At 58.8% G+C, this 13,016-nt stretch carries 13 protein-coding genes; 4 read left to right on the top strand and 9 right to left on the bottom strand.

Going from position 1 to position 13,016, the window contains the following annotated elements; genetic code table 11:
• Window positions 1-45 precede the first annotated feature (45 nt).
• Window positions 46-474: a bacteriohemerythrin gene (locus ACQ4N7_RS01465; RefSeq protein WP_430709840.1), complete on the top strand. Its 429-nt coding sequence runs from the start codon at window positions 46-48 to the stop codon at window positions 472-474.
• Window positions 475-584: 110 nt separating this feature from the next.
• Here ACQ4N7_RS01465 and ACQ4N7_RS01460 read toward each other — a convergent pair whose 3' ends face one another.
• From ACQ4N7_RS01460 to egtB, 7 genes are all read right to left on the bottom strand, one after another.
• Window positions 585-1,484, bottom strand: coding sequence for a mechanosensitive ion channel family protein (locus ACQ4N7_RS01460; RefSeq protein WP_430709839.1), 900 nt, complete (start codon window positions 1,482-1,484; stop codon window positions 585-587).
• 164 nt (window positions 1,485-1,648) lie between these two features.
• Entirely contained in the window at window positions 1,649-2,383 is a 735-nt protein-coding gene (locus ACQ4N7_RS01455) for a DUF4336 domain-containing protein (RefSeq protein ID WP_430709838.1), read from the bottom strand.
• Window positions 2,384-2,489: 106 nt separating this feature from the next.
• A complete protein-coding gene (locus ACQ4N7_RS01450) occupies window positions 2,490-2,753 on the bottom strand; it encodes a Txe/YoeB family addiction module toxin (RefSeq protein WP_430709837.1) in 264 nt (87 codons plus the stop codon).
• The gene (locus ACQ4N7_RS01445) at window positions 2,746-3,000 is read right to left on the bottom strand and encodes a type II toxin-antitoxin system Phd/YefM family antitoxin (RefSeq protein ID WP_430709836.1); all 255 of its coding nucleotides are present in this window, start codon (window positions 2,998-3,000) and stop codon (window positions 2,746-2,748) included. Before ACQ4N7_RS01445 ends, ACQ4N7_RS01450 begins: the two co-directional genes overlap by 8 nt.
• Window positions 3,001-3,163: 163 nt before the next feature.
• The gene (menB, locus tag ACQ4N7_RS01440) at window positions 3,164-3,997 is read right to left on the bottom strand and encodes a 1,4-dihydroxy-2-naphthoyl-CoA synthase (RefSeq protein ID WP_430709835.1); all 834 of its coding nucleotides are present in this window, start codon (window positions 3,995-3,997) and stop codon (window positions 3,164-3,166) included.
• Between the two features lie 81 nt (window positions 3,998-4,078).
• The gene (egtD, locus tag ACQ4N7_RS01435; RefSeq protein WP_430709834.1) at window positions 4,079-5,056 is read right to left on the bottom strand and encodes an L-histidine N(alpha)-methyltransferase; all 978 of its coding nucleotides are present in this window, start codon (window positions 5,054-5,056) and stop codon (window positions 4,079-4,081) included.
• 165 nt (window positions 5,057-5,221) lie between these two features.
• The gene (egtB, locus tag ACQ4N7_RS01430; RefSeq protein WP_430709833.1) at window positions 5,222-6,505 is read right to left on the bottom strand and encodes an ergothioneine biosynthesis protein EgtB; all 1,284 of its coding nucleotides are present in this window, start codon (window positions 6,503-6,505) and stop codon (window positions 5,222-5,224) included.
• Between the two features lie 401 nt (window positions 6,506-6,906).
• On the opposite strand from egtB, the gene ACQ4N7_RS01425 reads away from it, so the two are divergent.
• The 3 genes from ACQ4N7_RS01425 (at window position 6,907) to ACQ4N7_RS01415 (ending at window position 10,805) form a co-directional block, all read left to right on the top strand.
• Entirely contained in the window at window positions 6,907-7,254 is a 348-nt protein-coding gene (locus ACQ4N7_RS01425; RefSeq protein ID WP_430709832.1) for a DUF760 domain-containing protein, read from the top strand.
• 194 nt (window positions 7,255-7,448) lie between these two features.
• Complete coding sequence (gene mutY / locus ACQ4N7_RS01420) at window positions 7,449-8,528, top strand: A/G-specific adenine glycosylase (RefSeq protein ID WP_430710061.1); 1,080 nt, start codon at window positions 7,449-7,451, stop codon at window positions 8,526-8,528.
• A 315-nt stretch (window positions 8,529-8,843) separates the two neighbouring features.
• Entirely contained in the window at window positions 8,844-10,805 is a 1,962-nt protein-coding gene (locus tag ACQ4N7_RS01415; RefSeq protein ID WP_430709831.1) for a DUF3352 domain-containing protein, read from the top strand.
• Window positions 10,806-10,929: 124 nt separating this feature from the next.
• On the opposite strand, the gene ACQ4N7_RS01410 is transcribed toward ACQ4N7_RS01415, so the two are convergent.
• Together ACQ4N7_RS01410 and ACQ4N7_RS01405 are read right to left on the bottom strand one after the other, a co-directional pair.
• Entirely contained in the window at window positions 10,930-11,979 is a 1,050-nt protein-coding gene (locus ACQ4N7_RS01410; RefSeq protein WP_430709830.1) for an HD domain-containing phosphohydrolase, read from the bottom strand.
• A gap of 63 nt (window positions 11,980-12,042) precedes the next feature.
• Window positions 12,043-12,939, bottom strand: a complete 897-nt coding sequence (locus ACQ4N7_RS01405; RefSeq protein ID WP_430709829.1) for a tRNA (5-methylaminomethyl-2-thiouridine)(34)-methyltransferase MnmD — start codon at window positions 12,937-12,939, stop codon at window positions 12,043-12,045.
• Window positions 12,940-13,016 lie beyond the last annotated feature (77 nt).

The raw sequence follows: 13,016 nt of genomic DNA, 5'->3' as shown, positions 1-13,016 counted from the left end.
CCCCACCCCACCCTTTCTCCTAACCCCCACCTAACGCACCACCCAATGAACCCCACCACCATCCAAACCTTCACCTGGGACGACTCCCTCAGCACAGGCGTACCGATGATCGACGCCCACCACAAGGAGCTGATTGCCGCTGTGAATGACCTGGGGCAGGCGATCGCCCACCACAAAGGCGCTACCGCGATCAAAAAGCTGTTTGCCTTTCTCAAGTTCTACGCCGAGTGGCACTTCGAGCACGAAGAAGCCTGCGCCGCCAAGCACCAGTGCCCGATCGCTGAGGTCAACCAGCAGGCCCACGCCCAGTTCATCGAAACCTTTGGCCACCTGCACGATCGCTACAAAGCCAGCGACGCCAGCGAGGCCGTAGCCGAAGAAATTTACCAAAAACTGGTGGACTGGTTAACCAGCCACATTCTTAAAATTGACACCAACATTGGCCGCTGCATTCGCAGTTCAGCCTCCGCGTAGGGTCAGACGGCATTTGCCCAACCAAGCTGGGGGCTAATCCAAAATTCGATTTACAAAACCCGATTCATCATCAGGAACTCCGCAGGGGCGTAGCATGCTACGCCCCTAAGCTAGCTAGACGCATCTCCAGCACCAGCACCGTTAGTCAGACGCTGGCTTTCGTTGAACTGAGTTTGATCAAACATGTGCACCGTGCGAATCGGGTAGGGAATGGAGATATCTGCTTCGTCACAGGCGGCCTTGAGAGCGATCGCCACCTGCGACTTAATCCGCCGCACCTCGGCAATCTGCGGCGTAGTCCAGTAGCGCACCTTAAAGTCAATCGAGCTGTCGCCAAAGCCCACCACATCGACCTCCGGTTCAGGCGATTTGAGCACCCCCTCGATGCGGTGCACCACATCGAGAAAGGTCTGCTTGGCTAGGGGCAGGGGCGTGGTGTAGTCAACGCCAATCTCCAGATCGGTGCGGCGGCTGCGATAGGCGGTCAGCACCCGCACCGGGTTGGTAAACACGATCGAATTGGGAATTTCGACCAGTTCCCCGGTGTAGGTGCGCAGTTGGGTCGAGCGAATTTTGATCGCCTCCACCGTGCCCTCGTAGTCGCTCATAATCACCTGATCGCCCAGGCGAAAAGGTTCTTCTACCAGCAGCAAAATACCGGCCAAAAAGTTCTTAAAAATATCCTGAAAGGCAAAGCCGATCGCTACCGAACCCAGGCCCAGCAGCCCAATAATGTCGCCCAGCCGCAGATCAGGGAAGGCCACCACCGCCGCAATTACGATTCCCAACACCCAGGTGCCAATGCGGGCAATTTGCACCGCCAGCAGCTGCAGCGATCGACTGGGCACCAGCCGCTGGATCATTTTGCCGACTACTCGCTGGGCCACCTTAGCGGCATACCAGGTTAGCAGTACCAGCACCAGCCCCAGAAACAGGCCGGGCAAAAGCTGGATAAACTGCCCAACCAAATCAAGCAGGCTGGTTTGAATGCGATCAAGCAGGGGATCCATAGGTTTGTATCAATTCATTTCATTGCGACGGGCCTCTCGCAGGGTAACACCGAGACGGCGAATCGTCATCTATCGCCGAGGCCCTGCCTACCAACACCGTTTATTCTGGCCAATGGGTCAACTCTTTGCTGGCCCAAAGTCGTGGGTGTCATCGCCCGATTTCTCTAAAGCGTACAGCCCAGAAACCGCTCGTACCCCTGTTTGAACTGCTCCCTGCCGCCCTGATCTACAATGCTGCCGTGGGCTACAATCACCCGCTCAAAATTCCAGCGCAAAACTTGCTCGACGGCAGCTTTGACCGTTTCTTTGTCTGTCGTCGCAACGCGCTCCAACAGCGACGGGCTCAGGCTTTTGTAGCCGCCGCCAATTTTCGTGACCAGCTGCGTTAGCCACGCCGAGTTTTCGTCAAAGCAAAAGGCCGTATCCGTCAAGATCAGCGTGCGGCTAGCAACATGAAAAAAGACCCATTCGTCTAGAGGATCAGGGCCGCTGGGGGCAAGGGTTTTGAACCCGTCGAAAAACAGGTACTCCAGGCCGGGCCAGGGATTGTCTGGGCTGGGTGCGTTGGCGAAGCCTTGCCTGTGGCCAATCGCCCGATCGATTGGCAGCTCTGGCTTTTTCACCCGCAACGCCGCTGTCGCCCAAAACGTCGCCGCTGGGTACGCTGCCTTAAAATCAGCCGCAAATAGATAGTGATACAGGTTGGGCGCGATGATATGCGCGACGGTTCCCAACTCACCTAGCTCACTCGCTAGCGCCTCACTCAGCTGAAGCGGCGAAATAATAACAAGTTCATCACCGGCCTGCCGAATCACCGTCATGTGAGTGCCAATGCTCAAGCCAAAATATCGCAGCGGCTGCTCGGCTACCCAAAGATCTCGATCAACTGCTCTGAGCATCATTCCACCTTTAAAAAGAATGCTTGCCGTACCTAGGTAGCGGGTTTGATAGTTCTTTTGGCCAATCTGGGTTCACGAAAATACGTTAGCCCAACCGTTGCCAAGGCTAGTAATGATACCGACAGGAAATGATTGTCAAATAACAATCGTTTACGGCGTAGACCAGACGGTGGGTGTCATCAATGCGACGCGACCAAAAGCCAGATAGATTCTCCTTGAGAGGTTCTGGTTTACCAATGCCTTCGAAAGGGAGAGCTTTAGTAGCTTGAATGAGCGAATTGATCCTTTTCAGCGTCTTTTTATCCTGGGTCTGCCAGTAGAGATAATCTTTCCAGGCGGCATCGGTCCATGCCAGCTGACGATCACTCATCGAGCAGATCGCGCTCTGTGGTTTGGCCCTGACGATACTGGGCGATCGATTGCTCTAAATGAGCCGCATTGGCGGGAGATTTGAGTAAATAAACCGTTTCCATCAGACTGTTGAAGTAGTCCAGCGACATCACAACAGCATCCTCTGCGTCTCGCCGCGTAATCACTGTGTAGTCGGCGTCATTCACCACCTGGTCAAGGATGGCTTTTAGCTTGTTTCTAGCTTCGCTGAAGGTAACAACTCGCATCGGAACCTGTCCATTTATTTGTACAAGTATAGCGCGAACTCCTCATCCACCCCTTCTCTCCTTTCTCCCTACGGGAGACGCTAGCACGTTGGCGAAGCCTGTCCACAGGACAAACGACTCCGCTCAGGAACCGACCGACCTCATCTCCCTATCTACCCAACCCCTACGGCAGCCAGGGATATTGACGAAAATCAGGCGATCGCTTCTCCAAAAACGCCTGCTTGCCCTCAGCCCCCTCTTCGGTCATGTAGTAGAGCAGAGTGGCGTTGCCCGCCAGCTCTTGCAGCCCCGCCTGACCGTCGCAGTCTGCATTGAAGGCTGCTTTGAGGCAGCGAATGGCGATCGGGCTTTTTTGCAGAATTTCCTGCGCCCACTGTACGCCCTCGGCCTCCAGCTGCTCCACCGGCACCACGCAGTTGACCATGCCCATATCCAGGGCATCCTGGGCGCTGTACTGGCGGCAGAGGTACCAAATTTCGCGGGCTTTCTTTTGGCCCACCATGCGAGATAGGTAGCTAGCGCCAAACCCACCGTCAAAACTGCCTACTTTGGGGCCAGTCTGGCCAAAGATGGCGTTGTCGGCGGCGATCGTGAGGTCGCACACCACGTGCAGCACGTGGCCACCGCCGATCGCATAGCCCGCTACCAGCGCAATCACCACCTTGGGCATCGATCGAATCAGCCGCTGCAAGTCGAGCACGTTCAGCCGGGGCACGCCACCCTCATCCACATAGCCGCCGTGGCCGCGCACGCTCTGGTCGCCGCCTGAGCAAAAGGCATACTTGCCGTCGGTGTGGGGGCCAGCCCCGGTCAGCAGCACTACACCAATGCGGCTGTCTTCACGGGCGTTGGAAAAGGCTTCGTACAGCTCGACAATGGTTTTGGGGCGAAAGGCATTGCGCTTGTGGGGCCGATTGATGGTGATTTTGGCGATGCCATCGGCCTTCTGGTAAATGATATCGTCGTAGGGCTTTACGTCTTGCCAGGCAACCTGCATAGGGGGCGAGTCCAGATAACACTGGCTTATAGCGTCTCACACCAACTGCGGATTTTGGATTGACGATTCTAGATGGCTCTCCTACATTTGCTTCAAGTGGTGGAGGCTGAAGAGCTGATCGGCATCAGTCCACACCTGCACGGGCTGAAACCCGGCCTCCATCGCCAGCAGCTGAAACTCATCTACGGTGTACTTATAGGAGTGCTCGGTGCGCAGGGTCTCGCCTGCTGCAAAGGAAATCTTGGCATCGCCCAGGTGCACGGTTTGGTCACACAGGCTGGCGATCGCCATCTCGATCCGCCCCGCCGCTTCGTTGTAGTGCGCTCGATACTCAAACTGGGTCAGGTCAAAATCGGCTCCCAGCTCGCGGTTAATGCGCGTCAGCACATTGAGCGCAAAGGCAGCTGACACCCCCTGAACATCGTCATAAGCCGGTTCGAGAATAGCGGCAGATTTTTTCAGGTCTACCCCGACAATCAGGTCGCCCAGCACCGCTACGGTTTTGAGAAAAGCAATCACCTCCGCAGGTTCCAGATTGCCAATCGAAGAGCCGGGGAAAAAGCCAATGGTGGGGCGATCGCGCAGTTCAGGAATCGTCGCCAGAGGCAGAGGTTTGGTGTAGTCGGCGCAGACGGCGATCGCCTCCAGTTCTGCAAAATCGGCCATCAGCGCCGCACAGGCCTCCTGCAAATGCTGCCGCGAGATATCCACCCCCACGTAGGTCGTCACCTGGGGTGCAGCCTTCAGCAAAATGCGAATTTTTTGGCTGCTGCCGCTGCCCAACTCCACCAAAACGCGATGACCTAACGCCGTCGCGATCGCCCCGGCATTGTCCCGCAAAATCGCCATCTCGGTGCGAGTCAGGTAGTACTCTGGCAGCTGACAGATAGCATCGAATAGCTCAGATCCCCGCTTGTCGTAGAGAAACTGCGGCGAAAACTGCTTTTGGGGCAAGCCCAGCCCCCGCAGCACCGCGCTGCGAAAATCCTCCATCGGCGGATGAAAGTCGTACAGCTTAACGGCAGGCTGCTGGGTCTGGGGAGAGGGGATGGGGGGCATGGGAGTGAATAGGTGGAGAGGATGGGGGAGATAGGGAGGATGAGGAGGATGGAGAGGACAAGGGAAATGAGGAGGATGGAGAGGATGAGGGAAATGGAAAGCCTTTAAACCTTCAAGATTGTTAGCTTCCTCACCTTCCTCATCCTCCTTACCTTCCTCACCTACTCACCTCTTCGCTAGCCGAAGGCCGCTAAACTGCCACCGGGCGCTGGGCGGGAAAAAGTTGCGGTAGCTGGGGCGGATGTGGCCAGGCGGGGTGACGCAGGAACCGCCTCGCAGCACCATCTGGTTGCACATAAACTTGCCGTTGTACTCGCCTACGGCACCGGGGGCGGGGCGAAAGCCGGGGTAGGGCAGGTAGGCGCTCTGGGTCCATTCCCAAACGTCGCCGTAGAGTTGCTGAAGCGTGGGCGTGCCATCGGCGGGTTGAGGATGGAGATGGTCTGCTTCCAGCAAATTTCCCTGTCTGGGGAACTGGGCCGCAGCCACTTCCCATTCGGCTTCGGTGGGCAGGCGGCAGCCGCGCCAGGTAGCAAAGGCATCGGCCTCAAAGTAGCTGAGGTGACACACGGGCTCCATCAGGTTCACAGGCTGTAGGCCGCCCAGGGTAAAGTTCCACCACTGGCCGTCGCGCTGCTCCCAGTAGAGGGGGGCCTGCCAGCCTTCGCTCTGCACCGTGGCCCAGCCCTCGGCTAGCCAGTGGGCGGCGGTCTGGTAGCCCTGGTCAGCCATAAACTCCAGGTACTCGCCGTTGGTAATCAGGCGGTTGGCCAGGGCAAAGTCTTGCAGATAGACCTGGTGGGTGGGGCCTTCATTGTCGAAGGCAAAGCCCTCGACCTGGTGGCCAATGGTGTACAGCCCGCCAGCAAAATCGACAAACTCCAGGGGCGTGGGGCAGACGCATTCGACCACGGCCACATCTTGACGGTAGGCGGGGCGCAGGGGGTTGATCGCTAAGTTGTACTTGAGGTCGGTGAGCAGCAGTTCCTGGTGCTGCTGCTCGTGGTGCAGGCCCAGGGTAATGAGTTCTCGAACGGCGGGATGATGGCTGAACTGCTGCAAAAGCGTTGCCATCGCTTCATCGACGTAGGCCCGGTACTGATAGACCTCAGCCACCGTGGGACGCGACAGCAAACCACGATCGGGGCGGGGATGGCGATCGCCCACGGCTTCATAGTAGGAATTGAACAAATATCCAAAACCTGGATGAAACTCCAGGTAATCTGACAGGTAAGGGCGCAGCAAAAAGGTCTCAAAAAACCAGGTCGTGTGGGCCAAATGCCACTTAGGCGGGCTAACATCGGCCATGGCCTGCACCCCGTAGTCTTCAATCTCAAGGGGTTGACAGAGCGTTTCACTGAGGCTGCGCACAGCCCGGTACTGAGAAATCAGGTTGTGACTGGCTAAATTGGCCGCTGAGGACGGGGCAACGGGGGAAGAAAGCGTCATTTAGTGGAGCTTTTGGGGACATTGCTGAAAATTTTGACAGATAGAGGCGATCGCTAGATGATGATTGCCTTAAATTGCCTAAGACCTTGCTAAGAAAGTCTCGCCTTAGCTTGACTGCTCCGTTTTGCACTGACATCTATCCACAGAACGGCATTCTAGTTAGGATTGCGGGGGCAAAACCTCTCCACAGCCAGTACGGTTCTACCTACCCAGCGGCTAAAGGGAGCCTGTTACCTTAGTTACATCGGTTTCAGGAACGGCTGCAATCCCCAATGTAGAAGTAAATAGTGATGTAGACAACAAATAGTAGCCTTCTACACGCGACGGGGAATACTAACCACATCCAGCTCAATCTGATAAACCCAGGCCGCACTTACTGCCAGCCAAGCGAGGTATCCACTGTGAGCAATTCTTCCAACAAAGCCCAAGACCTTTTTAACGGATTTAAAAATTCTGAGCAGGTCAACTCTCTCATGCAGTACGTCCACAGCATGAGCCCCGAAACTGTCTCTCAGCTCTCTAGCCCAGCCTCTACCGAGGTGCAGCAGATGATGGAGCACAACATCATTGGGCTACTGGGCGGGCTGCCCTCTCAGCACTTCGACGTTGAAATTACCACCAACCGCGAAAGCCTGGGCCGCCTGCTGGCCTCTGCTATGATGAGCGGGTATTTTCTGCGTGGTGCCGAGCAGCGGATGGCGTTTGAGCACTCGCTGATGTCAGCAGAATCGTCCTTTGAAGCTGAGTGAGCGATCGTCAGAGATTAACCCCAAAAGACCAATCCGGTCCCTATTCCTCCCCTGGCCTCGGTCGCCGTGATACCGCACGCGACACTGAAGCGAACTATAGGGCGAGTTATACAACGAGGGTTCTAAACCAGCACCCCCTTTCCCCCAATCCGGCCCAGGCGCATCAGCCCTGGCCGGATTTTCCTGTTGAGGGGCTGCGGCAGGCCCTGCTGACCTGGTACGGCGAGCAGGGCCGCACCCTACCCTGGCGCAACATCGACAACCCCTACGCCATCTGGGTATCGGAGATTATGCTGCAGCAGACCCAGGTCAAAACCGTGCTGCCCTACTACCAACGCTGGCTGGAGCAGTTTCCAACGGTAGGAGCCTTGGCCGCCGCCGACCTGCAAACCGTACTCAAAGCCTGGGAAGGGCTGGGCTACTACAGCCGCGCCCGCAACCTGCACCGGGCAGCCCAGCAAATTGTGGCCGACCACAGCGGCGAAATCCCACAGGATTTTGACGCCATTACCGCGCTGCCCGGCATTGGCAAAACCACCGCCGGGGGCATTCTCAGCTCGGCCTTTAACCTGCCCCACGCCATTCTCGACGGCAACGTGAAGCGGGTGCTGGCCCGCCTGGTGGCCCTGCCCGTGCCCCCGGCCCGTGCCCTCAACGACCTCTGGCGGCTGTCTGAGCACCTGCTCGACCCCAATCGCCCCCGCGACTTCAACCAGGCCATTATGGATCTGGGGGCAACGCTGTGCACCCGGCGCACCCCCGCCTGCGATCGCTGCCCCTGGCAACTCCACTGCCAGGCCTATAATCGCAATATTCAATCGGAGCTGCCCATGTCAGAACCCAAAGGCCCCCTGCCCCACAAGCAAATCGGCGTCGCCGTGATCTGGAACGACCAGCAGCAAATCTTGATCGATCGCCGCAAGCAGTCGGGCCTTCTGGGCGGCCTGTGGGAGTTCCCCGGCGGCAAAATTGAGCCCGGCGAAACCATCGAAGCCTGCATCGCCCGCGAGATTTTAGAAGAACTAGGCATTGAGATTGCGGTAGGCGATCGCCTCTGCACCGTCACCCACGCCTACTCCCACTTCAAAGTCACCCTCAACGTCCACCACTGCACCCACCTCAGCGGCGACCCCCAGCCCATCGAATGCGACGAAGTGCGCTGGGTGGGGTTGGATGCGATCGAAGAATACCCCTTCCCCAAAGCCAACATCCACATCATCAACGCCCTACGAGCCTACGCGGCGGGAGAGCCCGTTGAGGAGATGAGAGGATGAGGAAGGTGAGAAAGGTGAGGAAATGGGGAGATAAGGGATCGACATGAGGCCAATCGCAGCCGCTAAAAGGCCAGTTCGCAGGACAGGGGTTTAAACCGATGATCGATCAGTCCTTTCCGTGGGGTGAAGGGCGGCGGAACGCCCTTCTCGAAGGGGGTCTGGGGCCAGCGACATGGCCCCAGCAGTAGATCTGGCTTCCAATCACCCACCTCCGCCACCGCCAGCCCCGCGATCGTAAACAAAAACCTGCATCTTTACAAACTTAGCCCCAGTGCTCAGGTATTGATAGAAAAGCACTATGGAGCACAGGCCGCTATGGGCAGGCACAGGCAAACATGGAAACACCTTCTTCCAGGAAGTCTGATAGGAGCAGGGCTAATCCTAGCCGCCCCCACCACCCACGCCGACGAAGCAACCCCATGGCACCACCTGCCCGCCAACACCGCCCTGGTCATGCTGTTCGACACCACCGCCAATACCTGGAACCAGCTCAACCAGTTTCAGCTCTTTAACCTGCTGGCCACCGAGCAGGGGCTAACCCCCGGCCTGCCGGGACTCCCCTACCTCCCCTACGGGTTCAATTTTGAGAGCGACATTGCCCCCTGGGTAGGCGAAACAGCTGTCGTTGCCCTGCTGCCCGCCGCCCCCGAGAGCACAGCTGCGATCGCCGATTACACCGTCATGGTCGCCCCGATCGTCAACACTCAGGCATTCGAAAGCTTTCGCACCACCTTTTTTAAGCTCCAAGAGACGGCCCCCAAAATCACCTCTGCCCAGGGCACCGACATCTACTACTGGCCCGCCCCCGCCCCCGAGGAATGGCCCGAGAGCGAGACTGATCCAGCCTGTGGTTCCGCCGAGGTAGAGACAGAACCCTGCGTCGATGAAGCCCCAGCCGCTCCAACCCCTCTAGACGACGGAGAAGCCTACTTCCAGAGTGAAGAGTCGCCCAAAGAGCGCACTGAGATCTGGCGCTTTGGCGGCGGCAGGGTAGGTTTGCCGCTCACCGTCAGCCCACTGCACGACGAGGCCGAACTGGACGTAGAGGTACCGATGCCTCTGCCCAGCTTTGGCCCCAGCGGCCTCGCCGTCGCCTTTTTGCCCGACGAGCTAGTCACCGCCGAGAGCCCCGCTGCGATCGAGCAATACCTGCGTCTGCGCCAGACAAGCGACACCGCATCGCTCGCCGCCAGCCGCGAGTTTCAGCGCACCCTGACCAATCGTCAGCAGAGCCGCGCCCTGTTTGCCCTCTACGGCAACGCCCTCGAGCTGCTGAACTACGACCTGGCCCCGGCAGACTTGCCCGAACTGGGTCTGCCGCTGCCCCCCGCCCCCGAGATCGATGCCGACACCCTACAAACCCTGCGATCGCTCAACTTTGGCGGCACCCTAGAGGCCCTGGTCTATCCTCTGGCGACGGGAATGCAGTTCCGGGGTCGCTACTACTACGATGCCGTGCCCTTCACCTTTGGCCTTACCCCCAGCGTGGCCAACGCCGATAGCCCCCTGACGCTGCTGCCCGCCTCCACCTTTTTGCTGATCAGCGGTCGCGATGTGGCTGGGTTTTGGCGCGGCCTCACCCGCATTTTGGAGAACGCCAGCGACTTTACTCAGGAGGGGCTGGCCACAGCCAGGTCATTCTTTACCTTGGTTACCGGGCTTGACCTCGACCAGGATGTGTTTGGCTGGATGGACGGGGAAGTGGCGATCGCGGCCTTTCCCACCGAGGGCGGCCCTTTGCAATACATAGGACTGGGGCTGCTGCTGCAAACCAGCGATCGCCCCACCGCCGAGACCACCCTGGCCGCTGTCGATGAACTCCTGCCCGGCCTGGGCCTCGCTACCACCACCCGCGCCGTCAACCAGCAGCCCGCCGTCAGCTGGGAGCTGCCCTCTGGCAGAAATGGCGATGACTACATACCCGAACTCAGCGTCGGCAGCCACGGCTGGGTCACCGACGACACTCTAGCTATCACCTCCGGGGCCGTGCCGATGGCCAGCCTGTTGGCCCCCTCGCCCCACGATCCCCTGGCCGATTTTTTTCTGTTCGATCAGGCTACGGCGGCGTTTCCTGCCCCCAACAACGGCTACTTTTATCTCAACGTGGGGGCGACCCTGGCCCTGGCCTACCAGGTGTTTGACCTCCACAGCGACCCCAGCTTTGACGTCACCAAGCCCTACCTCGGCAGCGTGCGCAGCCTCAGCGCCACCACCGCTCAAACCCCCAACTATATGGAGCTACAGGGCCAGCTCGGCCTGGCCCCTCGCCGCGATTAAGCAACTGCTGCCGATCGCAAGGGTTTAGGGAAGGTGAGGTGATGAGGAAGGTGAGGATTTAATCTCCTCATCTCCTCATCCCCCTCATCCCCCTCATCTCCTCATCTCCTCATCCCCCCGTCCCCTATCCATAAGAAACCCTATTACGCAACGGCTGGGGCGACTCGACGGTGCTGGTAACAACGTTCGCAACCACGGCGTTCTGGGGCTGGTAGCTGCGGATAAAGGTCTCAAACTGGGCCATCAGGGCCGGGTCGCGCCAGCCTCGCTCCACCTCCTGCCACATAATCCCCAGCGACTCTTCTAGGGAAAAGGCGGGCTTGTAGGGGCGATCGTGGGTGAGGGCATCAAAAATATCAATCAGCTGAAAGAGCTGCGCCAGCCGGGGAATCGCGGCCCCGACCAGCCCGTCAGGATAGCCGCTGCCGTTCCAGCGCTCGTGATGGTGGCGGATGATGGGCAAGACCCCCTGCATGGTGCGCAGCGGTCGACAGATGGTTTCGCCAATGGCGACATGCTGTTCCATCGTGGCGCGCTCAACCTCGGTCAGGGGGCCAGTTTTAAGCAGCACCGCATCGGGAATACCCACCTTGCCGATGTCGTGCAGATAGCCTGCCCAGGCCAGATCGCGAATGTGGGCCGGGGCCAGACCCAGATATTCGCCAAAGCTGCGGGCCAAAATGACCAGGCGATCGCAGTGGTCGCCGGTATTGGGGTCGCGGCTCTCAATGGTGCGGGCGATCGAAAACAACACCTGTTCGGCGTGGTCGAGGTCTTCGTTGAGGCGCTTTTGGTGAATTAGCGATTTCACCCTGGCCGATAGCTCTAGCTGGTCAAAGGGTTTGGTCAAAAAGTCATCGCCGCCCGCCTCAATGCCGCGCAGGCGGGCCTCGCGATCGCCCAGAGCCGTCACAAACACCACCGGAATCAGCCGGGTATTTTCATTTTCTTTGAGCCGGCGGCACACCTCGTAGCCATCCAGGCCGGGCATCATCACATCCAGCAAAATCAGGTCGGGCTGGTGCTGAAAGACACGGCTAAGGGCGCTTTGGCCACAGTCGGCCTGCTCTACCTGGTAGCCCTCCACCGCCAGCAGCGCGACGGCGGCCATACGGCTGGGGGCGTGGTCGTCGACTACAAGCACACGGGGTGGCAAAGACGTTTGGTAAAGCACAGCAACAACCTGAAGGTGGCGACAAAAATGGCAACAAGCGGGCACAAAAGGCGGATCTTTAGCCTATCGAGCAAGGGGGTTTTTTTGATGCGGGGGCAGCCACCGCTTGCGCCAGCGCGACGTTGGTACTAGGTCTGAAGCCGTCTGTTCTTGCTGGCGACGTTGACGAATGACGGCGGCGCTGTCACTGAGGGTTGGGTCTCGGTAGGGCACTGCCGCCCGGGTCAATAAATGCTCCTGCTCTTGCTGCGACAGCGGAGCCAGCCCCAGTGCACTTACCTGAGCCAGGGTACCCGGCCAGCGACGGCCCGCAGCATTCACTGGGCCAATTGACAGCCCGGCGAGCCGAAACGCCGTTCGCACCGCCGCCGCACAGGAATAGGTAACCAGTTTTCCCTCAGGGTGCAGGCAGGCCGCGACCTGCCCAAGAAACTCAACCGTCCACAGTTCAGGGCAGTGGGGCGGCGAAAAAGGGTCAAAGAAGATGACATCAGCCTGAAATTTTAGCGCTTTTACGGTCTGAATGCGCTGCCGCGCATCGCCCCACAGCAGGGTAGCCTCCAGCCAGGGGCGCTGGGCCTGTCCGGTACTGGCTAAATCTTGCAAACAGGCCTGTACTGGGGCAGGCCAGCCGCCAATTAGGTCGCTCTCAACCGCCCGACGCGGCACCCGGGGGTCTAGCTCCAGGGCTACCAGCCGCACCTGACAGGCCGGGTTAACCCGCAGAATAGTGTCTAGGGCGGCGGCTGTGTTGTAGCCCAGGCCGTAGCACACATCTAGCAGAGTCAGATTAGGTGCCTGGGCTAGCCTGGCCAGGTCAGTGGCTTCAACGTAGGTGGCGTAGGCTTCGGCGTAGGCCCCCTGGCGGCTGTGAAACCACTCGCCAAAATCTTCCGAAAACAGCGTCATCGACCCATCGGCGGTGGGTTCTAAAACCAGGGCTCCGGTTGGGGCTGACATAGACGGTTTGGCGTTAAGGATTAGTGACGCAATAACTAGATTTGCACTTCATTCCCTCAGGATGACTTCCCTCGGGA

This window comes from Nodosilinea sp. AN01ver1, assembly GCF_050565655.1.
Lineage (GTDB): Bacteria > Cyanobacteriota > Cyanobacteriia > Phormidesmidales > Phormidesmidaceae > Nodosilinea.
This window is presented reverse-complemented; position numbering and strand designations above follow the sequence as displayed.

Bases quoted from the DNA above. Each gene is read 5' to 3' on its own strand.
- ACQ4N7_RS01465 (WP_430709840.1), top strand. From the start codon at position 46: ATGAACCCCACCACCATCCAAACCTTCACCTGGGACGACTCCCTCAGC.
- ACQ4N7_RS01460 (WP_430709839.1), bottom strand. From the start codon at position 1,484: ATGGATCCCCTGCTTGATCGCATTCAAACCAGCCTGCTTGATTTGGTT.
- ACQ4N7_RS01455 (WP_430709838.1), bottom strand. From the start codon at position 2,383: ATGCTCAGAGCAGTTGATCGAGATCTTTGGGTAGCCGAGCAGCCGCTG.
- ACQ4N7_RS01450 (WP_430709837.1), bottom strand. From the start codon at position 2,753: ATGAGTGATCGTCAGCTGGCATGGACCGATGCCGCCTGGAAAGATTAT.
- ACQ4N7_RS01445 (WP_430709836.1), bottom strand. From the start codon at position 3,000: ATGCGAGTTGTTACCTTCAGCGAAGCTAGAAACAAGCTAAAAGCCATC.
- menB (WP_430709835.1), bottom strand. From the start codon at position 3,997: ATGCAGGTTGCCTGGCAAGACGTAAAGCCCTACGACGATATCATTTAC.
- egtD (WP_430709834.1), bottom strand. From the start codon at position 5,056: ATGCCCCCCATCCCCTCTCCCCAGACCCAGCAGCCTGCCGTTAAGCTG.
- egtB (WP_430709833.1), bottom strand. From the start codon at position 6,505: ATGACGCTTTCTTCCCCCGTTGCCCCGTCCTCAGCGGCCAATTTAGCC.
- ACQ4N7_RS01415 (WP_430709831.1), top strand. From the start codon at position 8,844: ATGGGCAGGCACAGGCAAACATGGAAACACCTTCTTCCAGGAAGTCTG.
- ACQ4N7_RS01405 (WP_430709829.1), bottom strand. From the start codon at position 12,939: ATGTCAGCCCCAACCGGAGCCCTGGTTTTAGAACCCACCGCCGATGGG.